The organism is Mucilaginibacter sp. CAU 1740, from assembly GCF_039839285.1.
GTDB lineage: Bacteria > Bacteroidota > Bacteroidia > Sphingobacteriales > Sphingobacteriaceae > Mucilaginibacter.
The window spans coordinates 617,611-638,392 of sequence record NZ_JBDOQS010000003.1 but is presented as its reverse complement, the minus strand read 5'-3'; the positions used below and the strand labels follow the sequence as shown (position 1 = coordinate 638,392).

Sequence of the window (20,782 nt, the reverse complement as noted above, 5' to 3'; positions counted from 1 at the left end):
CTGTTAAATTCAAAAATTCTGTAAATTCTGATTCAGATACCCCTTTTGTCACCCCATTGTAAACGCCTGTTTAAACGCTAATTGCATTATTCAGGGTTTTCGCCATCTGAGTGTAACTTATACATGACAATTGCATAATTTGTAAAAAAATAAAATTTCAACGTGTAACATTTAAGGTAATTTCGCCTCCAATTACCAAAATAACACTAAATGAAACGTTTTTACATACTTATTGCATTGTTCTGCTTCGCGTTATCGGCTCATGCCCAGTTTGGGGTAGGAGGTGGCGGTCCGAGCACAACAGGCAGGATCTCGGGCACCATTATCGATTCGGTTACCAAAAAACCATTGGATTACGCGTCGGTAGGCTTGTACCGTTCGGGCGGGAAATCACCAATAAACGGTGTTTTGACCGACGAAAAGGGCAACTTTAAAATTGACAACATAAAGCCGGGTAAATACAAACTGGCTATATCTTTTATCGGTTATCCAACCAAATATGTTGATCCGGTTGAAACCACTCCATCAAAACCCGATGCTAAACTTGGCCAGATAGTGATATCGCCAAGCGCGCACGCGTTAAAAGAAGTACAGGTCGTTGGCCAGGCATCGGTAGTTGAAAACAAGATCGATAAGATCGTTTACAACGCCGAAAAAGACCTTACAGCCGCCGGCGGCAACGCTACCGACGTATTGCAGAAAGTACCTTTGGTTAACGTTGATATTAACGGTAACGTATCTATCCGTGGTGACCAAAACATCAAAGTTTTAATTAACGGTAAACCGTCGGGTGCTACATCGGCCAGTTTATCGGATGTATTAAAAACCATCCCTGCCGATCAGATCAAGAGCATTGAAGTAGTTACTTCGCCATCGGCTAAATACGATGCAGAAGGTTCGGGCGGTATCCTTAATATCATCACCAAACAAAAAAATGTATCGGGCCTTAGCGGTTCAATAAGTGGAGGTGTAGGTACACGTCAAAACAACGGTAACTTAAACCTCAACTACAATAAAAACCGCTTTAGTTTGGGCATTAATGCTGGTGGCAACTTAACCTGGCCGCAAACATCAACAACGGTTTTTGATCAGCTTATCAATACTCCGGCAACACAAACAACAGCCGCTGTTAATTTGCATAACCATAATGAAACATCAAGCCGCATTAAAAGGCATGGTGCCATAGGTTCAATTACTGCAGGTTATGAGTTTAACGCTTTTAACAGCATTAACAGTACCTTTAGGCTTAATGATGGTGGTTTTAACACCAATGGTAGCGGTAATTATAACCGTACCCTGAATGATACGCTGTTAAAGTATTCTGGCAGCACATTATCACATAACCATTTTGGTGGCTTTGATTGGAATATCGATTACACCCACAAGTTTAAAAAAGAGGGCCACGAATTAACAATATCGGGCCAGTGGAGCCATAGTGATATCACTACTGATTATACCAGCATTTTTACAGCTGTTAACCCAAGCCAGGTAGGTGATAACAATGGTAAAAACAACGAATATACTGCCCAGGCCGATTACACATTACCTGTAAGCAAAATATTTAAAGTTGAAGCCGGTGGTAAAACCATACAACGCCGTATTAATAGTACCTACGATATTTTTAATACCGATAACTTTGGTAATAACCCAATAAGGGACGTGTTAAACTCAAACCTGTACGATTATAACCAGAACGTTTACGCCGGTTATACCGTGTTAACATTTACGCTGCCAAAAAACTATTCAATTTTGGTTGGTGGCCGTGTTGAAAATACCCGTATTAAAGGCGATCCGCGGAACCCTTACCAGGATGCTAACAGTGAGGATTTCCAGGCTTTACAGCCATTTACGTCAAGCTACACTACCTATATACCAAGCTTAACAATTCAAAAACAAATAGGTACGCAAACCATCAAGTTATCATACAGCAAACGGATCCAACGCCCAAGTCTGCAATTTTTGAACCCGTTCATTAACCGTAGTAATGTGCAAAGCCAAACAGTGGGTAACCCCAACCTGTCGCCAGAGATCTCTCAAACTGTTGAGTTGAATTACAATACCTTCATTAAATCGTCGGTATTAAATTTCTCGGTTTACTATAAACATACCAGTGGCCTTATTGAGGGTATAGCAACACCAATAATAGATACTATTGACAATAAACCGGTTATTGGTACACGTACCACCTATTCAAACATTGGTGTAAATAACTCATTGGGCGGTAGCTTTTTTGGTTCGATAAACCCTATCAAACCGTTAACCATCCGCGCAAGTATCAACGCGTTTACTTATAGCCCGTCGCCACAGGGTGTGTTTGTTTCAAACTCATCGGCTACCGGTACTTACTGGCAGTACTCAATGTTCGGCAGTGCATCGTACCAGTTTCCGCATAATTTCATTGCCGAATTGTTTGGTTTCACCAACTCATCGCGCAGAACTATCCAGGGTACAAACCCATCGTTCGGTATCTACGCGTTTGGTATGAAAAAGCAATTTTTGGATAAAAAACTGGCTATCGGATTTAACACCGTTCAGCCATTTGCCAGGGATAAACACTTTGATCAAAACATCAACAGCCAGGGCTTTTCGCAAACAAGCTCAACCGCGTTCCCTTTCCGCTCGTTCGGTATCACGTTTAGCTACAGCTTTGGTAAGCTAAGCTTCAGCAACCCTAACCAGCAGAAAAAAGGCGTTAACAACGACGACCAGAAACAAGGTGATCAAGGCGGTGGCCAGGGCGGTCCAGGTGCCGGCGGCCGATAGGTTTTGTTAGGTGCAGGATTTTTAGAATAAAGAATCAAGATAGCATAAAAAGAGAAAGCCGGAAGCGTGATGCTTCCGGCTTTTCTATTTCCCCACACGTCATTATAAGTAACGGAAGCCGAAGCCTCTGAAGGAGTATATGACATTCTCCTCACCGTCATGCCGAATTTATTTCACTGTTGTCCGGGGAACTTTCGTTTCCTATCTAAAAACCTTTTTTAAGGCCTCAAAAAGGCCTTTTTTTATGCTGTTTTAAATGCAAGCCCCCTGTGTTTTTAAATTATTGAATCTCTTTTTAAAATCCGGCTGTCCGGTAAAAATTTAATCGAAACTAAGCTTTTCCTGCGGTTAGACCGTTTATGGTTGCGTTGTAGTGTTTCAAAAAGTTTTTAGTGTATAATATCGCAGCTATTTCGATACCGGCTGTCCGGTAAAACTTTTTGAAAAACCTTTCCCCGGACAACAGTGAATTTATTTCGGCACCCCACAGGACAGGTAGCCGCTTTGCTTAGCGAGGTTGCTTAGCGGGTGGGATGCTGAAACAAGTTCAGCACGACCTTAATTTTAATTATGTCATAGGTAGGTACGAAGCTATCGCATGCTATACAGGGCGGATTTGTTTCCGTGCGATTGCTTCGTACCTCGCAATGACGTATTTAGAAGGCCTTACTCTTCGCCCACCTCTATCCCAATCTGCTTCAATAAAAGCGAAGCATTGAAAGTTTTACACTCCCCGTGTTTTATCTTATAATCAAACAACATCTCACCATCAACAACCTGTATGTCGAAATAAAAATTACGCACATAGTCAGGATACTTGGTTTCGAGCTGTGCAATTTGCAAATCATGCGTAGCCACCATACCTACGGCTTTTTTGCTGATCAACTGCTCTATCACCGCTTTCGAACCAAGGTATTTATCAACCGAGTTGGTGCCGCGCAGCATCTCGTCAATCAGGAAAAATATTTTAGGGTGATTTTCAACTGCGGCCAATAGCATTTGTAACCTGTCCAATTCGGCTTTAAAGGTTGAGGTGCTTTCGTTAAGCGAATCTTTAATCCGCATGTAGCTGATGATAGTAATTACTGATACCTGCATACTTTGCGCGCAAACCGGCGCGCCGCTTAGGGCTAATACGGTATTGATGCCTACGGTACGCAAAAACGTACTTTTACCGGCCATGTTCGATCCGGTGATGATATCTACCTTAAAAGTATCCTCCAACTCATAATCGTTTTCAATACGTTTGGCAGCATTAATAAGCGGGTGGGCAATAGCTTTAGCGCTTAAAGTATAGCCCTCGCGATCATCAATAGCCGGAAAATACCATTCGGGATAATTGATAGCGAGGCTGCTCAGGCTCATTAACGCTTCTAACTCTGCAATTACATCGAAGGCGGTTTCGAGACTCTCCTGGTTTTGGCGCTTCCAGTTTTCGATGGCGATGATCTGGCGGATATCCCATAAAAAAAACAGGTTAAGGGCAAAGCCAACTATCAGGTTGAGGTGATAATTGAGCTTGTTAATAAGCTCTGCAAGTTCTTTTATTTTGGCCGATGTTTTATTGGTTTTTAGTTCTTGTGCCAGCGAGTTATTATAAGCCGCTTGCCACTGCTCATCTTCAATGCTTTTAAATGCTTCGGCATAATTGGTTAAGGTGCTGCCTATTTTTCCAGCAATTAGGTCGGCCTTGCGAATGTAGGTCGCTTTTGAAAATACGAGGCCCATATTGGCAAGCCCAACAAATATAGCAGCGAGTTTTGCAGGGGAATAAAAGTAAGCTACTATAAGCAAGCCGGTAAATAGGTAGGGCGCAATTTTAGTGTAAGTGTTCAGCCATTTCTCGCCGGGCATATCCAGCGGGATGCGCAGGTATTTAAACAGGTTTTTAAGCTGATCAGTATCCTGTTTAATGGCGAACACCAAACGTGTTTGGAGGTCGAGCTTCCAGTCGTTTTTAGTAGCTATTTCTTTTACCGCCTCCTGGCGCTGTAGTACGGTAGGCTTGTTTGCAGGGGCGTTAAGCCAGGCCGCCAGTTTATCATTTCCCGGTGTAGTTGCTGTACGATTGATAAGCTGATATAGGGAGGCTTTGCCGTAAATATCCAGATCGGAGGTATAGAAATGTTTTTCATCCGCATATCGGGCACCATCGTTATAAATATTAGCGTGGGTTTGGATGCTGGCTATCTCGTTTTCATTTACGCGCTGCAGGTCATCGTAATATTGTTTTTGCTTTTCAAAGCGGCTTTGGTGTGCCACCAACCGGGCAAAGGCAAGCACAAGCAAAACAAAAGCTACGGCTATAATACTGAAATCATCGTTATGGATGCCAATTGCGATACTTATTGCCATCAAGGCGAAAATGCCCAGGCGAAAAAAGGAATAAGTATTGGCCAGGTTTTTATATTTTGCGACTTCGGCTGCTGCCGCGCTTGCGCGTTGGGTGTAATCGGTTATAATTGGTTGTTCCATTTGCAGATAAAAATCAACCTAAATAAACACATATATTTTAAATAAACGTTTATTTGTTTGAGATATGAAGATCACGTTCCTTACCGTTGGCAAAACCGAAAATGCCTACCTGAAAGAAGGCATAGATAAGTATGTAAAACGCCTTAAACATTACACCAAGCTGGAGCTTGCTGAGATACCCGAACTTAAAAACACCAAAGCGCTAAGCCCCGAGCAGCAAAAAGCCAAAGAGGCCGAACTGATCCTGAAAAAAATTACCCCGCTTGATTTTGTGATACTGATGGATGAGAAGGGGAGCGAGTTTACCTCCACCCAGTTTGCTGCTTACATTAATAAAAAGGAGGTAACCACATCGGCTAATCTCATTTTTATTATCGGTGGCCCTTATGGTTTTGATCCTTCAGTTTATCAGAGGGCAAATGATAAGATATCTTTATCAAAGATGACATTTTCGCACCAAATGGTAAGGTTGTTTTTTGTGGAGCAGCTATACAGGGCTTATACGATTATGAAGGGTGAGCCGTATCATCATGAATAACCGTTGATTTGTTTGATTACGTTGATTTCGCTGATTTCTGAACCGGGATTTGAGGGGATTTACAGGATTTTTAAAATCCCATAAATCAAATAAATCCCCCCAAATCCCGGTTCGGACAAAATGAACAATCCATGAATCTACACATTCCCACATCCGCATATCTGCACATCTTTCCCTACCTTTGCTAAATGTCAGCAGGTCACGATCATTCACACTCACATTCGCACGGGCATGGACACCATCACCATGATCATGCGCCCAAGTTAGATCATTTAAATTCGGCTTTTATTTGGGGTATTGTGCTTAACTCGGTATTTGTGGTTGTTGAGGCCGCTACGGGTTTCTTTACACACTCGTTATCACTGTTAACTGATGCCGGCCATAACCTGAGCGATGTTGCTTCGTTGGCGCTTGCTTTGCTGGCTTTCAAATTATCTAAAGTAAATGCTAACAGCCAGTACACCTACGGCTATAAACGCTCAACCATTATCGTTTCGTTTTTTAACGCGGTGATATTGTTTGTAGCGGTGGGCTTCATCATTTATGAGGCGGTAATGCGCTTTATGAATCCGGAAGTGGTATCGGGTGGTACCATGGCCTGGGTTGCTTTTATCGGCATTGCCATTAATGGTTTTACCGCCTGGTTATTTGTAAAAGATAAAGATACCGACCTGAATGTGAAAGGTGCTTACCTGCACATGGCTGTTGATGCCATTGTTTCGCTGGGGGTAGTGATATCTGGTGTTATTATCTATTTTACTAAGCTATATTGGATTGATAGTGTAGTGAGCCTCATCATCGGCTTCGTGATCCTACGAGGAACCTGGGGTCTATTAACTGCCAGTTTACGTTTAGAAATGGATGGCGTACCCGCCGAAATGGATGTTGAAAAGATCCGTGCCGAATTGATGAAATGCGACGGCGTGATCAATGCGCACCATATCCACGTTTGGGCTTTAAGTACCACCGAAAACGCGCTCACCGCCCACCTGCTCATCAAACCCGAGGCAATGGCTAAATTTGATGATATTAAACATGACCTGCGTCACCGCATGGAGCATCTTGAAATTACCCATTGCACTTTCGAACCTGAGTTTACGGAAGAAGAATGCAAGCAGCCGGAGTGTTTGTAAGCCCGTATTTTATTAGATAGCTTGATATGCTTATATTTATGGTACACAATTACCTTAAATGAGCAAAGCCAAAACCTTAAATGTACTTTTTATCATCACCATTCTGGAGGTGGTGGGTATGATAGCCTGGCCCATTATATTAGGCTGGGGGCAGTTGCTTGGTCCGGCAGGGATACTTTTAGCCGTGATATTTGCTGTTCCGTTTGTTTATTACATTCTTTTTGCCGCATACCTGACGCGTTATTACTCAAAGCGTAAACCCGAAGATCAGAACATTGGGTTGGTGGTGTTTTTGAATGTTTTGCCGATTATTTTTTTGGTTTATATTTTGGATATCTTTTAATGATAGACAACGCACAGATTGCTTCAAGGCTGCTGGTACGTTATTGGTTTGAATTTGACCTAAGCGTTGCCAGTAAAGATATTCCACCTGGCATCAGTATGGGCTGTGGAATAACAGCTTTTAATTATGATGATGCGCTGCTTATTTTAAGCATCACCATTTTTAAAGGGAAACAGATGCCACCAATAAAAAGGATTATTGAAAACGTTGATATATCAAAGTTAGATGAGGGACATGTTTTGCCCAATATCGTTAATCCTCCAGTAAACAGAGGCGTTTGATATCCCCAAGGCTATAGTTTTCTTTAATAATTCTCACTATCTTAATGGCCAATTATTTCCTTTTATGAAATCAACCCGAAGAAAATTTATAGCAACTTCCGCTGCTTTAGCCGCGGGCACCGTTTCCGCATCGGCAATATCATTAAACGCGCAAAAAGAAGAATGGCCTGTAATTCACCACGTGTTTTTCTGGCTTAAAAATCCTGGTTCGGTTGAAGACCGCGATAAACTGGTGGCCGGTGTTAAAACCCTTGCTAAAATTGAAACCGTGCGTAAACTACGGGTAGGCGTTGTAGCCAGTACCGAAAAGCGTGATGTAGTTGATAACTCATGGGCAGTATCCGAGTTGATGTTTTTTAGCGATCTGGCAGGACAGGCTACCTACCAAACGCATCCCATCCACCTTGAGTTTATAAAAAACTGCAGCCATCTGTGGGAAAAGGTTATTGTTTATGATGCTGTAGATGCTTAAGCGTTAACAGAATCTTAATCAACTATGGCCAAACCAATCATTAATGTTTTGGGTTAATTAATACAGTTAACCAAAACATTAAATGATATGAAAGTTAAACACCTGGCAATCTGCTTTGCCGTTTCAAGCTTCACATTACATTTAAGCGCTGCTGTTAAAGCTAAAGATGGCGGTGCTAATCACAAACCCATACCGGCTGCCCCTGCTATTGAAGGCTGGTATTTCCGAGCCGTAAGCGGCTACCCTGCAGCCATCTCGTTCGAGCCTGTTGTGCTATTTAAAAACGGTGAATATTTTGACGTTGGCGATGAACCGCTCGAAACATTAAATGTATCTGCCGCCAAAAGCAGCCGACCAAAAGCCTGGGGAACATGGAAAAAAACAGGTGCAACCTTCACCCTAACCAATAGCGACGGCAAACCGCACGATTATAAATTAGGCGCGGGTAACTGGTTTCCGGCATATGCTTACACAGGCGCTATCAAACTTAAAAAAGGTTACGAAAAAGTAAGTGGAGGCGATTACGGTAACGGCACCAACGCCCTGGTAATAAAAAAGATCAATTTTATTGATGATACCCACTTTACCGAAGGATCAAACGGCGGCGTGATGACACCCGGTGCAACCGCTTGGAAAAAGACTGCCAACGGCGGCACCTATAAAATATCCGGCAACACCATCGAACTGAATTACGGAACTAAGGTGATCAAAAAATCATTCGCATTGGGAGCAACCGGTTCGCCCGCGCATGCTACAAATACCATGATATTTATTGGGGGAGATGCTTACACGGATACGGAATAGGGGTATTATTTAGAATATTATACCAATAACGTTTGTTTAAAGAGGGAGTCCACAAAAAAAGCCGATTATTCGGCTTTTTTTGTGGTTTTTTTAGCTTTTGCTTTTGGGGCGGCAGGTTCCGTTTCCGGCTCCACTGCCACTGCTTCTGCAACCGGCTCTTCTGCTGCGGGCGCTGGTGCCTGTGTTGGATCGGCCTCGTCAAAAAGTGGCAGCGGTTTCAGGATGTTGAACCAGGTGATCACTTTTTTAATATCAGATGAGTAAACTTTCTCTTCATCATGATCGGGTGCTACTTCGTAAAAGAAGGTGCGTAATGCTTTTCCGTCGGCTTTAACATCCGGCACGTTAGCTGCTGATTTTATGCGCTCTAATACATCGGTTAACCTGATGTCGTCATCAACGCCAAAAATGGTGATCTCGGCCAAGGCAGCTAATTTAGCTGTTGAAAGATTGGCGATCAGTTTGGTTTTTTGAGCGTCTAAACTTTCCAGTACGTAACCGGTTTTGTTTTGCGCTAATGCTCTCCATAAACCCGGTTTGCCCGATACGGATACTATTCCCTGTAAATTCATATTTTATGTTGATTGGGTTGATTGGGTGAGTGGTTAGGTGGTTAAAACCATTCAACCACTCACATGATCAACCATTCACTTAGTCTTCTATAACTTCGATGCCTAAAATTTTGTCGCCCTGACGGATAGCGTCAACAACGTCAACGTTCTCGATCACTTTACCAAACACGGTGTGGTTACGGTCAAGGTGAGCGGTGTTTGTACGGTTGTGGCAAATAAAGAATTGTGAGCTACCAGTGTTACGACCTGCGTGTGCCATTGAAAGCACGCCACGGTCATGATATTGGTTGTTGCCTGTAAGTTCGCAATCAATTTTGTAACCTGCACCACCGGCACCAGTACCAGTTGGATCACCACCCTGAACCATGAAATTAGGGATAACGCGGTGGAAGATCACATTATCATAAAAGTTTGATTTTGCTAATTTTTTAAAGTTAGCAACGGTATTTGGGGCATCCTGATCGTAAAACTCAACGGTCATGTCGCCTTTTTCGGTTTTGATAATTGCTTTGCTCATTTTATTTGTTTTTTATGAAAACAGACGGCAAAGGTAATAATTACATGTGAAAGCGGTAAAGTACTGATTGTAAAAAAAATCGAGATAAAAACTAATCACGTTTTAATAACAACGCCTGCGTAAACCGAAGGCTTACACAGGCGTTGAAAAATTGAAAAATATCTTATAATTAAAATGAAGTACTTAACGATACGCCATAAGTGCGCGGGTTGCCTAAGTGCGTTGCGCCAAAATCATAGGCATAATCAATATATTTTTTATTGGTGATATTGCTCTCCCAGAAAAACAAACCGAACCTTTTGGTGCTAACGCCAACACGCGCATTGAACTTACTATAGTGCTTTTGCTCAATTTGATTGGCCAGGTCAAAGTATTGGTCGCCAAGGTAACGCCATTCGCCACGGGCAATCAGTTTGGTTTTTAGCGGGCCACCAAGATCATAGCCATATTGCAAGGCCAGCATGCTGGTGATGTTAGGGGTGTAAATTTGCTTATTGCCTTTTAAGTTTACTTCTTCGCCATTGCTGCCTACAACTAAGGTTGTGTAACGTGCATGGGTGTAGCCAAAATTGTAATCAACTTCAAGGCCTTTAACCGGGGTGGCGTTAATTTCGGCTTCAACACCTTTGCTGCTTAGTTTTCCGGCGTTCTTGGTGATGGTGACAGCATCGGGCAATACCAAGGTTGGCACCTGAGCATCGGTTACGCGGGTGTAAAACGCGGTTAAGTTTACGCGCAGGCGGTTATCCAGGAAATCATTCTTCGAACCGATCTCGTAGTTGTTGCTATACTCCGGCTTGAACGAATACAATGGAGGAGACGATACAGGATCAGAACCCAACTCGGTAATACCACCTGCACGGAAACCGCGGCTGTACGATGCATACAGATTATTATGTGCCGATACATGATAGGCTAAACTAAACTTAGGGGTAAAAGCTTTGTAATGCGCGGTTGATGAGGTATCTGAACGGGTAACAATAGCATCGGCACCATCGGGCTGAAACTCGCCCAGGATGCTTTCTTTTTTGTGTTCGTAATCGTAGCGTAAACCGGCGGTGATATCAAACTGCTGGGTTACGGCTAAAGTTGCCTGGCCGTACCAGGCTATGCCATAGTTTCTGTCGGTATTGGTGTTGATGCTGGTGAAGTTTGTCATAGGTGAGCCAACCGCGGCGGCATCCGCGCCAAAGTAAGTTCCCTGGCGGTTAGGGGCATAGTGGTAAAAATTATAAGCGCCTGCAGCCCATTTCAGTTTTGAGGTTGATGAAGCAGGCGAAGTAAACCTGAACTCCTGGATTGTAGTTTTTACTTTGTTCCATTTGCCGCCATAATTGTTTACGATAGATACAGCATCGATAGGTGAAAAATCGCCATCGATAGGTGTGGTGTAATAGCGGTTATTTACCTGGTAAGATGTTTGATAGGTGAAATTAAAATATCTGCCACTGTAGTTAGCCGTTAATGACGATTGAAAAGTATTATCGATCATTTTGGTGGTAGCGTTCTGGTTAACCTGGAAAGGATGCTCCAAAGCATCATCCGGTGAGCCCGCCAGTGTAAACGCGCCGTTATTGCGGTTGTTGTAATTTTTTACGTTGAGGGTAAATGCCAGTTTTGAGGTAGCCAAAAACTTAAGGTAATAGTTACCTAAAAAGTAGTGCTGTTTATCAAAATGGGTGTTATTAAAAGTATTGGTATAAAAACCGTTGAAGCCAGAGTAGATGCCTGCCACACCGAGGTACAATTTATCTTTTACCAGTGGTGCTTTAATACCTAAAGTATAACGCTGTTGGTTATAGTTACCGATATCGATACCCGCGAAACCACTAACGGTATTTGACGGCTGCTTAGTGATCACATTGATAACACCGCCGGTAGCATTACGACCATACAACGTTCCCTGCGGACCGCGTAATACCTCAATCCTGTCAACATCTAAAAGCGCCGGGATATAAGTATCCAAACCATACTGGTTAACACCATCTACGTAAGTTGCCACGGCAGGATCGTACGAGGTAGTAACAATACCGCGCATACCGGTAACCGTGCGACCATCGCCCGGTGCACCCGAGTTTAAGTTAGGTACAATGGCTGTCAGATCTTTCAGATCCCAAAGGCGATAATCCTGAATTTGTTTGGCCGATAATGTGGAGATGCTGAAAGGCACACGTTGGGCTTGTTCCTCAACTTTTTGGGCAGATACGGTAACTTCATCAAGCTGATTGCCGGCATCATTAAGCTGAAAAGTTATAGGGCGGGCGGTGCCTATCATGTTTACGGGAACATTTTTAGCTGCATAACCCACCGCGCTGATATGCAGGGTGTATTTACCGGTGCTGATATGCTTTAAAGTAAAATTGCCGTTTTTATCGGCGCTGGTACTGTAGTTAGTATTAAGCAGGTAAACCGTTGCCCCGGCTATAGGCTGACCGTGGGCATCAGTAACAGTGCCGGGCAAATCGCCGGTGGTTTGGCTTTGGGCCGTAAGGGCGGTGATGAATAAAAGTAAAAAAGTAAATAATTTACGCATAAATAGGTGTGTTAGGATGTGTAAGTTCTACACATTGTAATCGATTGCCCAATAATAATAAATGCTTGTCAATTAACCTCTACAGCTGTGCAAATAATGAGAAGAAATCGTTTACTGCTTCACACCTCAAAGGTATCAGCTGTCCACCTTTAATGGAACGAGTTATCTACTCGTTCAACATAAATTTATCCACCCCTTCAGCTGGTTCCCATTTATCGCCCGGCTCAAAATAATGCCATAGTAAGGCCGAGATCTTTTTAATAAGCAAGCCGGCTTCATTGTTAGCTGTCCAGCTTGTATCCGTGTTATGATTGGTAATTATAGAAAACACATAGTCGCCATGTGGCGCGTTAACCAACACCGTTTCCGAGCGTGATTCATCAACAGCGCCTTGCTTGGATATAGTATGCACGTATGGAGGGATTTGCGATAACGCGTGCTCATCCCAATAAATGCGGCCCATGTTGCGGTACATCCTTTCGCTGGCGGCGGCGCTTACGGCTTTCCCCTGACGGATCAGGGTGAACAATCGGCACATTTCGCGTGGAGTAGTCACTCCCCAGCCATAAATTTTACGGATCGCCTCCCGACCTGCAACACGCGAGTTCACCCGCATTACTTTAAAGCCATTTTGATCGAGCCAATTGTTGATATATTCACCACCCACCAATTTTTGGAGCCATAAGCTGGCGGTATTATCGCTCATAGTGATCATCAGCATAGCTACTTTGCTTAGCTGTACGGTGTCTTTATCTTTAAACGAGCCTAAAATATCTTCGCCGGCATATAGCAGTGAATCACGATAAACCAGTTTTTGGTTGTACTTCAAATCACCCTTTTCGATTTTGTCCATTACGCCGCATTGGATGCTCACTTTGATCATGCTGGCTGTTGGGAATAGGGTATCAGCATTAATTTCAGCCGTTTTTCCCGTCTTTAGGTTTTGCACATAGATGCCAACCTGGCCACGGAAACCTTTAACAGCATCCTGCAGCCTGGTGGTAAGTTTTTGATTTGTTTGGGCAAAAACGGCGGATGTTACTAAAAGCGGCAAAAAAATGAGCATTCGTTTCATGTAATGAATCATATTGAATGAAAATAAACAATTTAAATTGAAAGGCGACCTTAGGCCATTCAATTAGGTAATCAGCTTCATATATTTGTTGTTCATGAACCAATTTGTTGATATCACCAATCGAAGAGTATTGTATAGAATGCTGTTGATGCTTGACCCATTAGCCCAGCCGCTTTGGGGCAAAATGAAACCCCAGCAAATGATAGAACACTTGATTACCGAAGTACAGTACACCAACGGAACCAAAATACCAACCTGGGATGGGCCAAACGAAAATACTGAAGCACGCAAGCAAAGAGGCATTTATACCGATGTGGAAATACCCCACAATATTTATTTGGAAGATCTGCCGGATACCCTGACCTATCCCGACCTGGAAACGGCCATCAACCAGCTAATGAAAGAGCTGGAGACATTCGACAGGTATTTTAACACCAATGATGTTAAGGTGATCCATGGCGGTTTCGGTCCGTTAGATTATTACGAATGGATCATTTGGCATGGTAAGCATTTTACGCACCATTTAAAGCAGTTTGGGGTGATTATGTGATTAGGCTTATAAGCTTGTGATATTGAAAAACTGATTAAAATTTAGTAAATTTGATTATGCAAGTTCAGGTAGATATAGGGTTTGATAATTTGGTTAAGATTGTAAAACAGCTTCCCAAAGATGAGCTTATGCGATTTAAGAACGAATTGGATAAGGAACTTGTTGAGGATACTGAATTGAAAGATCTTAAAGCTTTTTTATTGCAAGCGCCGGTATTTTCTGACGAGCAAATAGCTATTATAGAACAGACCCGCGAAGAGATTAATAAATGGCGGACAAAATAGTATTGGTCGATACATCAATCCTTATCGATTTTTTCAGAAAATCTAATAAGCAAAATTCAAAATTGGTTTATTTAATAGATGAAGGATATAAATTTTGTATTTGTTCTATAACTGAGTATGAACTTTATACCGGGGCTGGAGAGTCGCAAGTTGCTTACTGGAAAGCTTTTCTTGAAAAAGTTAATGTGTTAAGCTTTGATAGTAATGCAAGTGAAAAAGCGATTGCTATAAATAAGTCTCTAAAAATCAAAAGAAAGCAAATAGCCATTGCCGACCTTTTTATTGCCGCTATCGCAGTTAGCAATAATCTCCCTATAGCAACCCTGAACTTAAAGCATTTTGACAGGATCGATGAGCTATCTTTGCTTGATTTTAAATAATCATAGCCAACCCCTATGAAATACCTTCGCCGGCTTTTACTCCCTTTTTCCCTGCTTTACGGCCTTGTTGTGCTTATCCGCAACTGGTTTTACGATAGGGGAATATTTAAAAGCACCGGCTTCGATATGCCCATCATCGTAGTAGGTAATCTGGATGTAGGCGGCGCAGGCAAAAGCCCTATGACTGAGTATCTAATTCGGTTATTAAAATCGTCATACAAAATAGCCACCCTTAGCCGGGGCTACGGCCGTGTAACAAAAGGATTCGTAATGGCATCGGAACAAAGCAAAGCTTCAGATATTGGCGACGAACCTGCACAGTTTAAACACAAGTTTCCGGATATTGATGTAGCCGTTTGCGAAAAACGTGTAGAAGGTGTTGAGCGCATCAAAGATGATCATGACGTTATTATTTTAGATGATGCCTACCAGCACCGCGCGCTTAAACCGGGGCTAAGCGTTTTACTGTTTGATTACAGCCGGGTAAATGAACCTCATTGGTTGCTACCGGCCGGTAATTTACGCGAACCTTTTGCCGGGCGCAAACGGGCCGATGTTATCATTATCAGTAAATGCCCTTCAACACTTACCGATTTGGAACAGGGTAGGGTTATCAAGCGTATCAAACCATACCCGCATCAGTCGCTATTTTTTACATCGATAACTTACCTGCCACTGCAAAATATGGCGGGGCAAGCGGTTGCTGATACTATTGATGCCGAAACTACTGTATTCCTTTTAACAGGTATTGCCAATCCTACACCTTTGTTAGCGCACCTGAAAAAGCAAACGCAACACATTGTACATCATAATTATCCGGATCATCACCGGTTTAGCTTAAAAAATATCAGTAAACTTGCCGATGAATTTGAGGCCTGTTCCGCACAAAAAAAAGTGATCATCACAACAGAAAAGGATGCGCAGCGTTTAGGGGAACAGGACTTGCTTGCCGAGGTTAAAAAACTACCCGTTTGGGTGTTGCCCATAGGTATCAGTTTTTTAAACAATGGCCAACAACAATTTGACATACTCATACAAAACTATGTTAGACAATATTGAAAGCACCGCCAGGTACATTAAAAACCGTATTGGCGATTTTGAACCCGAAGTGGGTATAATTTTAGGTACCGGCCTTGGTGGCCTGGTAAAGGAAATTGAGGTTGAAAAACAACTGATGTATTCCAATATCCCTGATTTTCCGATCTCTACCTTAGAGTTTCACTCTGGTAAACTGATATTCGGTACATTGGCTGGTAAAAAAGTGGTTGCTATGCAAGGCCGTTTGCACTATTACGAAGGTTACAATATGCAGCAGATCACCTTCCCGGTTAGGGTGATGAAATACCTGGGCATTAAAACACTTTATGTATCAAACGCCAGCGGATCATTAAACCCTGAATTTAAAAAAGGTGCCTTGATGATCATTGAAGATCATATTAACCTGCAGCCGCAAAACCCGCTGATCGGGCGTAATTACGAAGAGCTTGGTCCGCGGTTTCCGGATATGAGCGAGCCTTACCGTCATGATATGATAGAAAAAGGTTTGGCCATAGCGCAAAAGAATAATATTACCTGCCATAAAGGCGTTTACGTTGCGGTAACCGGCCCTAATTTAGAAACCCGTGCCGAATACAAGTATCTGCGCATTATAGGCGGCGACGCGGTAGGCATGAGCACTGTGCCCGAAGTGATAGTAGCCAACCACATGGGCATCCCGGTATTTGCTATTTCGGTTTTAACAGACGAGGGTTTCCCTGAAGTATTGAAGCCCATAACGCTTGAAGAGATCATTGCTATTGCGCAGGAAGCCGAACCAAAAATGACACTGATACTTAAAGAACTGATAGCCGGTAATTAATGCGCCAAACGCTCAAATACTTTTTTTTATTGCTGATGTGCCTTTCGGTGCAGTCCGCGTTCGCGCAATATGGTAACCGTACTAATCCACGTAACCTGCCTACACGTGATACCAGCACACGCCGCCAGGAAAAGGCATTAACAGACGATCAGTTATTGGATAGCCTTCGCCGTAAGGAAGAGAATAAAAAGGATTCGGTTGTTTTCAGTTCTAAATTTGTGCGGATCACTAACGAGCGTTTACTGAACGACAGCACGCAGATGTTTCCGCTGGATACCGGCATAACCAATTTCGAAATTTACAGTCCGGTGGTTAACCCGTACAACCCGAGGATCCATTTAGGTAGCGTAGGTTTGGCCCAACGCCCACTGTTGTTCGAGCCTAATAAAATTATTGGCTTTGACATAGGCATGCACTCGCTGGATGCTTATATATTGCAACCGCAGGATATTAATTATTACAATACAAGGGTACCTTATTCAAAGCTTACGCTTTATAATACATTTGGTAGTTCGGCAGTGCAGTTGTTTAATATAGTCCATACCCAAAACATCAAACCCAATTGGAATATAGGTTTTAACCTTAATTTTAATGGGTCGAAGGGTTTTTACAGCTATAATAACGTACTTGGCCAAAATGTGAGCGGACTTAATGCTGCCATTTTTACCTGGTACGAATCAAAAAGCAAGCGGTATAACCTTTTGGCCAGCCTGCTTTTCAATAATGTTAAAGCGCCCGAAACGGGTGGTATCCTCAACGATTCGGTATTTACAGCATCTGTTGTCAGTAACTCTTTCTCGAAAGACAGGGCACAGGTGCGCCTGCCATATAGTTACGAAAACTGGAACGATAAAGGGCTTTACCTTAAACAGTTTTATTACTTAGGCAGGATAGATAGCTTGAATAAAGGAAAAGCCGATTCAAAAATTCTGCCTACGCAGCGTGTATCCCATACCCTGCATATCCAAAACAGCAGGTACCTGTACAAACAAAGCGGTGTGGATACCTACAACGTATTTCCCGATTACTTTTACAGCAGTAACCGATCGCGCGATTCGACGGTGGTAACGCATATCCAGAACGAGTTTTCGTATAGTTTTTATCTCCGCAGTAAATCGGTAAAGTTTGTTAAAAATGAGCTGAAGCTTGACCTTGGTTTGGTACACGATTTTTACAGCTACAACCAGTACGTGAGCGATACCACCATGAACGAGTATGGGTCAAAGTACGTTCACCAGGATAAGGTTCAGCACAATACTTTTCAGGATATCACACTGAAAGCTAAAGCGGGGTACCGGTTTAGTGACCGGATCGCTTTGGATGCCGATTTCAGGCAGATTGCCCAAGGCCGCGATTTTGGTAACTATTTTTACGATGCCAAACTAACCCTTGCCGGCGGAAATAAAACAGGGAAAATTGTTTTGGAGGCTTACTCGCAAAATAGTTCGCCGCCATTGGTTTATACCAACTGGATCTCGAACCACTATATTTTCCATAACGATTTCAGCAACCAGAAAACAACCAGCGCGTCGTTCAATTACATTAATGATGCCCTACAGGTTGATTTAAAGGCCGAATATTTTTTAATAAGCAATTACCTGTATTTCACAGCTCAGGCAGGCGGTACAGATGCCCGCCCGGCACAGTTAAACAGTTCAATAAACCTGCTTAAAATAAGCCTTGCTAAAAACTTAACTTACCGCAGTCTGCATTTTGACAACTTTGTGGTTTATCAAAAAACAGATTACCAAAATACACTGCGCACGCCCGAAGTTTACGCGTACAGTAAATTGTACCTTAACCGTTTGCTGTTTAATGTACTGCACTCAAGTTTTGGTGTAAATGCAAGTTACAATACCGAGTACGTCGCGCCTTCATACGCACCGGGCCTTGGCCAGTTTTATAACGGTGCTAACGTTACATTTTCATCGTACCCTGTATTTGGCTTATTCTTTAAAGCTACCCTACAGCGTACCAACCTGTTTGTAGCTTATGATTATGTTAACCAACGCGCCTGGAGCAAAGGATACTATACAGTTAACAGGTATCCTCAACAAGATGCGATCTTGAAATTCGGCGTTTCTTGGACGTTTTATAATTGATAGGGGAGAGTTGTCTGAACTCGAATTTTAGGAAATTTAAAGAATTTATAGAATTTGCTTAGCATTCTGTTTATTCCTTAATTTCCCCAAATTCGAGTTCAGACAAAATCCAAAATCAAGTCTTCTGTTTCTTCTTCTTAGCAGCAGGGAAAAGCACATTGTTCAATATCAACCTATACCCCGGAGAGTTAGGGTGTAGTTTCAAATCTGTTGGCGGATCATTCACCGCGTGCTGATAATCTTCCGGGTCATGCCCTCCGTAGAATGTCCATTGGCCTTTGCCATATTCTCCGTGAATATAGCGGGCTTCGTTGCCTGTTTTCATCTCGCCCATAATGGTAACGCCGGGTTTCAGCATGCTTTTGTTATAGGCAGTGGTGAGGCCCATAAAGCCTTTGATCACCTTATCATGATCTTGCGTAAGCATGCTGGGTACTACATCCCATTTAGCCGAAAAATCAAACAATGTGAAAAAGTCGCGGGTACGGTCGACCTGGCGGGTGGTGGTTACATCGATATTACTGAATGAGTGCGAAGTAGGGTTCATATCCAGCGAGAAATTCTGGAAGGCGAAGGTTTGCTTAAAATCAAGCCTTGATTGGGCATCCTGATCGGCGGCATCGCCATCAAACATGCGTTCGCAGATATCGGTATTGGCTGCGGCGAGGGCTATATCGAAAGTATCGGTACCAGAACACATCGCGAACAAAAAGCCTCCACCCGCACAAAAATCGCGGATGTTTTGGGCTACGGCCAATTTCATTTTTGATACTTTGCTGAAGCCAAGCTTGTGGGCCATGGCTTCCTGAACTTTTACATCATCGGTGTACCATTGAGCATAGCGGTAAACGCCGTAAAACTTGCTGTACTGGCCGGTAAAATCCTCGTGGTGCAGGTGCAGCCAATCGTATTTGGGCAGGTCGCCGTGGATTACTTCTTCGTCGTAAACCAGATCGTATGGAATCTCGGCATATTTTAAAACCAGGGTTACAGCGTCGTCCCAGGGGAGTTTGTTTTTGGGAGAGTACACCGCCATTTTGGGGGCTTTTTCCAGCTTTACCAGGTCCATGTTTACTGATGGATCGCTTACCTCGGTAATGATCTCGTTGGCTTTGGCATCGGCAATAACTTCATAACTAACCCCGCGAATTTTGCATTCTTCTTCAATTTTAGGGCCGTACTTCAGCATAAAACTTCCGCCGCGATAGTTAAGCAGCCAATCAACCTCTTCGCCATTTTTCAAAACCCAAAACGCTATGCCGTACGATTTTAGATGGTCATTTTGCTCATCATCCATCGGGATCAGTATCGAAGCAGCCCTTGTGAAAAGAGGCAAAAGGAGAAAGGCGAAAGGCAAAAGGGATCTTAAAGTTAGCAGGTATTTATTTTTTGATTGGTTATTCACGATGCCTGATATTTTGTTAAGCCGGTTTATCAAATGTAACGAATAAACATTTAATGTATTTTGATGGATGCCCTGATCGATGAAGATTAGTTATTTCGCCCTATAATATCTCCGGTATTTTTTGTTAATTCAATCAAAATCTTATCGTTATGAAAAAGAATATCCTGCCGCTGCTCATCTCTGTTATCACCATTGCCATGATCTTCCCGGCCAAGGCGCAAGTGATCACTAAGCATGGCGATAATGTAAGCACGCTCGATGGCATTATGAAGGCCTACTACGATGTGGTTACCGTTAAAAAAGGCGAAAAGGTAAGTTTTGAGCGCGATAGCCTGCTGCATATTCCCGATGCCCACGTTGGCTCAGGATATATTGATAAGCAGGGTAAGCAGCAATTCAGTTACATGACATTGAAGCAATATCATAAGCTGGCCGATCCGTCGCTTTCAAAAGAAGGTTTCGACGAACGGGAAATAGCCCGCCGGGTTGAAAAGTTCGGCAGTATTTACCACGTGTGGAGCACCTATGAATCGCGCAATACACATGATGGCCCGGTAACCGAACGGGGTATTAACAGCATCGAACTGTTTTATGATGGTACCCGGTTTTGGATTTTAGGTTGGTTTTATGATGGCGAGCGTAAGGATAATCCAATACCTGAAGAATATTTGAAGTAAGTCGTTAGTCTTAAGTTCAA

The 20,782-nt window shown here is 42.9% G+C and carries 20 protein-coding genes; 14 read left to right on the top strand and 6 right to left on the bottom strand.

Annotated features, from left to right (window positions below; genetic code table 11):
* Positions 1-210 precede the first annotated feature (210 nt).
* Positions 211-2,763: an outer membrane beta-barrel family protein gene (locus AAFN85_RS10245; protein WP_347527103.1), complete on the top strand. Its 2,553-nt coding sequence runs from the start codon at positions 211-213 to the stop codon at positions 2,761-2,763.
* Between the two features lie 666 nt (positions 2,764-3,429).
* On the opposite strand, the gene AAFN85_RS10240 is transcribed toward AAFN85_RS10245, so the two are convergent.
* On the bottom strand, positions 3,430-5,238 hold the full coding sequence (locus tag AAFN85_RS10240) for a DNA mismatch repair protein MutS (RefSeq protein ID WP_347527101.1): 1,809 nt from the start codon (positions 5,236-5,238) through the stop codon (positions 3,430-3,432).
* 64 nt (positions 5,239-5,302) lie between these two features.
* Here AAFN85_RS10240 and rlmH point away from each other — a divergent pair, with 64 nt between their 5' ends.
* The 6 genes from rlmH to AAFN85_RS10210 all read left to right on the top strand — a co-directional run bounded on the left by rlmH (position 5,303) and on the right by AAFN85_RS10210 (position 8,809).
* A complete protein-coding gene (gene rlmH / locus AAFN85_RS10235) occupies positions 5,303-5,776 on the top strand; it encodes a 23S rRNA (pseudouridine(1915)-N(3))-methyltransferase RlmH (RefSeq protein WP_347527100.1) in 474 nt (157 codons plus the stop codon).
* Positions 5,777-5,964: 188 nt separating this feature from the next.
* Entirely contained in the window at positions 5,965-6,909 is a 945-nt protein-coding gene (locus AAFN85_RS10230) for a cation diffusion facilitator family transporter (protein ID WP_347527099.1), read from the top strand.
* A 58-nt stretch (positions 6,910-6,967) separates the two neighbouring features.
* A complete protein-coding gene (locus AAFN85_RS10225) occupies positions 6,968-7,252 on the top strand; it encodes a hypothetical protein (protein WP_347527098.1) in 285 nt (94 codons plus the stop codon).
* Positions 7,252-7,533 (top strand): hypothetical protein, encoded by a 282-nt coding sequence (locus AAFN85_RS10220; RefSeq protein ID WP_347527097.1) that lies wholly within the window; start codon positions 7,252-7,254, stop codon positions 7,531-7,533. The genes AAFN85_RS10225 and AAFN85_RS10220 overlap by 1 nt, the downstream gene beginning before the upstream one ends.
* Positions 7,534-7,597: 64 nt before the next feature.
* Positions 7,598-8,005 (top strand): Dabb family protein, encoded by a 408-nt coding sequence (locus tag AAFN85_RS10215; RefSeq protein WP_347527095.1) that lies wholly within the window; start codon positions 7,598-7,600, stop codon positions 8,003-8,005.
* Between the two features lie 87 nt (positions 8,006-8,092).
* Positions 8,093-8,809, top strand: coding sequence for a hypothetical protein (locus AAFN85_RS10210; protein WP_347527093.1), 717 nt, complete (start codon positions 8,093-8,095; stop codon positions 8,807-8,809).
* Positions 8,810-8,874: 65 nt separating this feature from the next.
* On the opposite strand, the gene AAFN85_RS10205 is transcribed toward AAFN85_RS10210, so the two are convergent.
* The 4 genes from AAFN85_RS10205 to AAFN85_RS10190 all read right to left on the bottom strand — a co-directional run bounded on the left by AAFN85_RS10205 (position 8,875) and on the right by AAFN85_RS10190 (position 13,506).
* On the bottom strand, positions 8,875-9,381 hold the full coding sequence (locus AAFN85_RS10205; RefSeq protein WP_347527092.1) for a DUF5606 domain-containing protein: 507 nt from the start codon (positions 9,379-9,381) through the stop codon (positions 8,875-8,877).
* A 79-nt stretch (positions 9,382-9,460) separates the two neighbouring features.
* Complete coding sequence (locus AAFN85_RS10200; protein ID WP_347527091.1) at positions 9,461-9,898, bottom strand: peptidylprolyl isomerase; 438 nt, start codon at positions 9,896-9,898, stop codon at positions 9,461-9,463.
* A gap of 169 nt (positions 9,899-10,067) precedes the next feature.
* Positions 10,068-12,431, bottom strand: a complete 2,364-nt coding sequence (locus AAFN85_RS10195) for a TonB-dependent receptor (protein WP_347527090.1) — start codon at positions 12,429-12,431, stop codon at positions 10,068-10,070.
* 166 nt (positions 12,432-12,597) lie between these two features.
* Complete coding sequence (locus AAFN85_RS10190) at positions 12,598-13,506, bottom strand: serine hydrolase (protein ID WP_347527089.1); 909 nt, start codon at positions 13,504-13,506, stop codon at positions 12,598-12,600.
* Positions 13,507-13,600: 94 nt separating this feature from the next.
* Here AAFN85_RS10190 and AAFN85_RS10185 point away from each other — a divergent pair, with 94 nt between their 5' ends.
* From AAFN85_RS10185 to AAFN85_RS10160, 6 genes are read left to right on the top strand one after another with little or no spacing between them, the layout of a single operon-like run.
* Positions 13,601-14,056, top strand: coding sequence for a hypothetical protein (locus AAFN85_RS10185; protein WP_347527088.1), 456 nt, complete (start codon positions 13,601-13,603; stop codon positions 14,054-14,056).
* 56 nt (positions 14,057-14,112) lie between these two features.
* Positions 14,113-14,340, top strand: a complete 228-nt coding sequence (locus AAFN85_RS10180) for a hypothetical protein (RefSeq protein WP_347527087.1) — start codon at positions 14,113-14,115, stop codon at positions 14,338-14,340.
* Positions 14,325-14,720: a type II toxin-antitoxin system VapC family toxin gene (locus AAFN85_RS10175; RefSeq protein ID WP_347527086.1), complete on the top strand. Its 396-nt coding sequence runs from the start codon at positions 14,325-14,327 to the stop codon at positions 14,718-14,720. The genes AAFN85_RS10180 and AAFN85_RS10175 overlap by 16 nt, the downstream gene beginning before the upstream one ends.
* Before the next feature lie 15 nt (positions 14,721-14,735).
* On the top strand, positions 14,736-15,779 hold the full coding sequence (gene lpxK, locus AAFN85_RS10170; protein WP_347527085.1) for a tetraacyldisaccharide 4'-kinase: 1,044 nt from the start codon (positions 14,736-14,738) through the stop codon (positions 15,777-15,779).
* Entirely contained in the window at positions 15,763-16,578 is an 816-nt protein-coding gene (locus AAFN85_RS10165; protein ID WP_347527084.1) for a purine-nucleoside phosphorylase, read from the top strand. Before lpxK ends, AAFN85_RS10165 begins: the two co-directional genes overlap by 17 nt.
* The gene (locus AAFN85_RS10160; protein ID WP_347527083.1) at positions 16,578-18,680 is read left to right on the top strand and encodes a putative porin; all 2,103 of its coding nucleotides are present in this window, start codon (positions 16,578-16,580) and stop codon (positions 18,678-18,680) included. Before AAFN85_RS10165 ends, AAFN85_RS10160 begins: the two co-directional genes overlap by 1 nt.
* A 115-nt stretch (positions 18,681-18,795) precedes the next feature.
* Here AAFN85_RS10160 and AAFN85_RS10155 read toward each other — a convergent pair whose 3' ends face one another.
* The gene (locus AAFN85_RS10155; RefSeq protein WP_347527122.1) at positions 18,796-19,977 is read right to left on the bottom strand and encodes an asparagine synthetase B; all 1,182 of its coding nucleotides are present in this window, start codon (positions 19,975-19,977) and stop codon (positions 18,796-18,798) included.
* A 257-nt stretch (positions 19,978-20,234) separates the two neighbouring features.
* On the opposite strand from AAFN85_RS10155, the gene AAFN85_RS10150 reads away from it, so the two are divergent.
* On the top strand, positions 20,235-20,762 hold the full coding sequence (locus AAFN85_RS10150; RefSeq protein ID WP_347527082.1) for a hypothetical protein: 528 nt from the start codon (positions 20,235-20,237) through the stop codon (positions 20,760-20,762).
* Positions 20,763-20,782 lie beyond the last annotated feature (20 nt).

Excerpts from the sequence above, each read along its gene's own strand:
- AAFN85_RS10245 (WP_347527103.1), top strand. The coding sequence starts at position 211 with ATGAAACGTTTTTACATACTTATTGCATTGTTCTGCTTCGCGTTATCG.
- AAFN85_RS10240 (WP_347527101.1), bottom strand. The coding sequence starts at position 5,238 with ATGGAACAACCAATTATAACCGATTACACCCAACGCGCAAGCGCGGCA.
- rlmH (WP_347527100.1), top strand. The coding sequence starts at position 5,303 with ATGAAGATCACGTTCCTTACCGTTGGCAAAACCGAAAATGCCTACCTG.
- AAFN85_RS10230 (WP_347527099.1), top strand. The coding sequence starts at position 5,965 with ATGTCAGCAGGTCACGATCATTCACACTCACATTCGCACGGGCATGGA.
- AAFN85_RS10225 (WP_347527098.1), top strand. The coding sequence starts at position 6,968 with ATGAGCAAAGCCAAAACCTTAAATGTACTTTTTATCATCACCATTCTG.
- AAFN85_RS10220 (WP_347527097.1), top strand. The coding sequence starts at position 7,252 with ATGATAGACAACGCACAGATTGCTTCAAGGCTGCTGGTACGTTATTGG.
- AAFN85_RS10215 (WP_347527095.1), top strand. The coding sequence starts at position 7,598 with ATGAAATCAACCCGAAGAAAATTTATAGCAACTTCCGCTGCTTTAGCC.
- AAFN85_RS10210 (WP_347527093.1), top strand. The coding sequence starts at position 8,093 with ATGAAAGTTAAACACCTGGCAATCTGCTTTGCCGTTTCAAGCTTCACA.
- AAFN85_RS10205 (WP_347527092.1), bottom strand. The coding sequence starts at position 9,381 with ATGAATTTACAGGGAATAGTATCCGTATCGGGCAAACCGGGTTTATGG.
- AAFN85_RS10200 (WP_347527091.1), bottom strand. The coding sequence starts at position 9,898 with ATGAGCAAAGCAATTATCAAAACCGAAAAAGGCGACATGACCGTTGAG.
- AAFN85_RS10195 (WP_347527090.1), bottom strand. The coding sequence starts at position 12,431 with ATGCGTAAATTATTTACTTTTTTACTTTTATTCATCACCGCCCTTACG.
- AAFN85_RS10190 (WP_347527089.1), bottom strand. The coding sequence starts at position 13,506 with ATGAAACGAATGCTCATTTTTTTGCCGCTTTTAGTAACATCCGCCGTT.
- AAFN85_RS10185 (WP_347527088.1), top strand. The coding sequence starts at position 13,601 with ATGAACCAATTTGTTGATATCACCAATCGAAGAGTATTGTATAGAATG.
- AAFN85_RS10180 (WP_347527087.1), top strand. The coding sequence starts at position 14,113 with ATGCAAGTTCAGGTAGATATAGGGTTTGATAATTTGGTTAAGATTGTA.
- AAFN85_RS10175 (WP_347527086.1), top strand. The coding sequence starts at position 14,325 with ATGGCGGACAAAATAGTATTGGTCGATACATCAATCCTTATCGATTTT.
- lpxK (WP_347527085.1), top strand. The coding sequence starts at position 14,736 with ATGAAATACCTTCGCCGGCTTTTACTCCCTTTTTCCCTGCTTTACGGC.
- AAFN85_RS10165 (WP_347527084.1), top strand. The coding sequence starts at position 15,763 with ATGTTAGACAATATTGAAAGCACCGCCAGGTACATTAAAAACCGTATT.
- AAFN85_RS10160 (WP_347527083.1), top strand. The coding sequence starts at position 16,578 with ATGCGCCAAACGCTCAAATACTTTTTTTTATTGCTGATGTGCCTTTCG.
- AAFN85_RS10155 (WP_347527122.1), bottom strand. The coding sequence starts at position 19,977 with ATGGATGATGAGCAAAATGACCATCTAAAATCGTACGGCATAGCGTTT.
- AAFN85_RS10150 (WP_347527082.1), top strand. The coding sequence starts at position 20,235 with ATGAAAAAGAATATCCTGCCGCTGCTCATCTCTGTTATCACCATTGCC.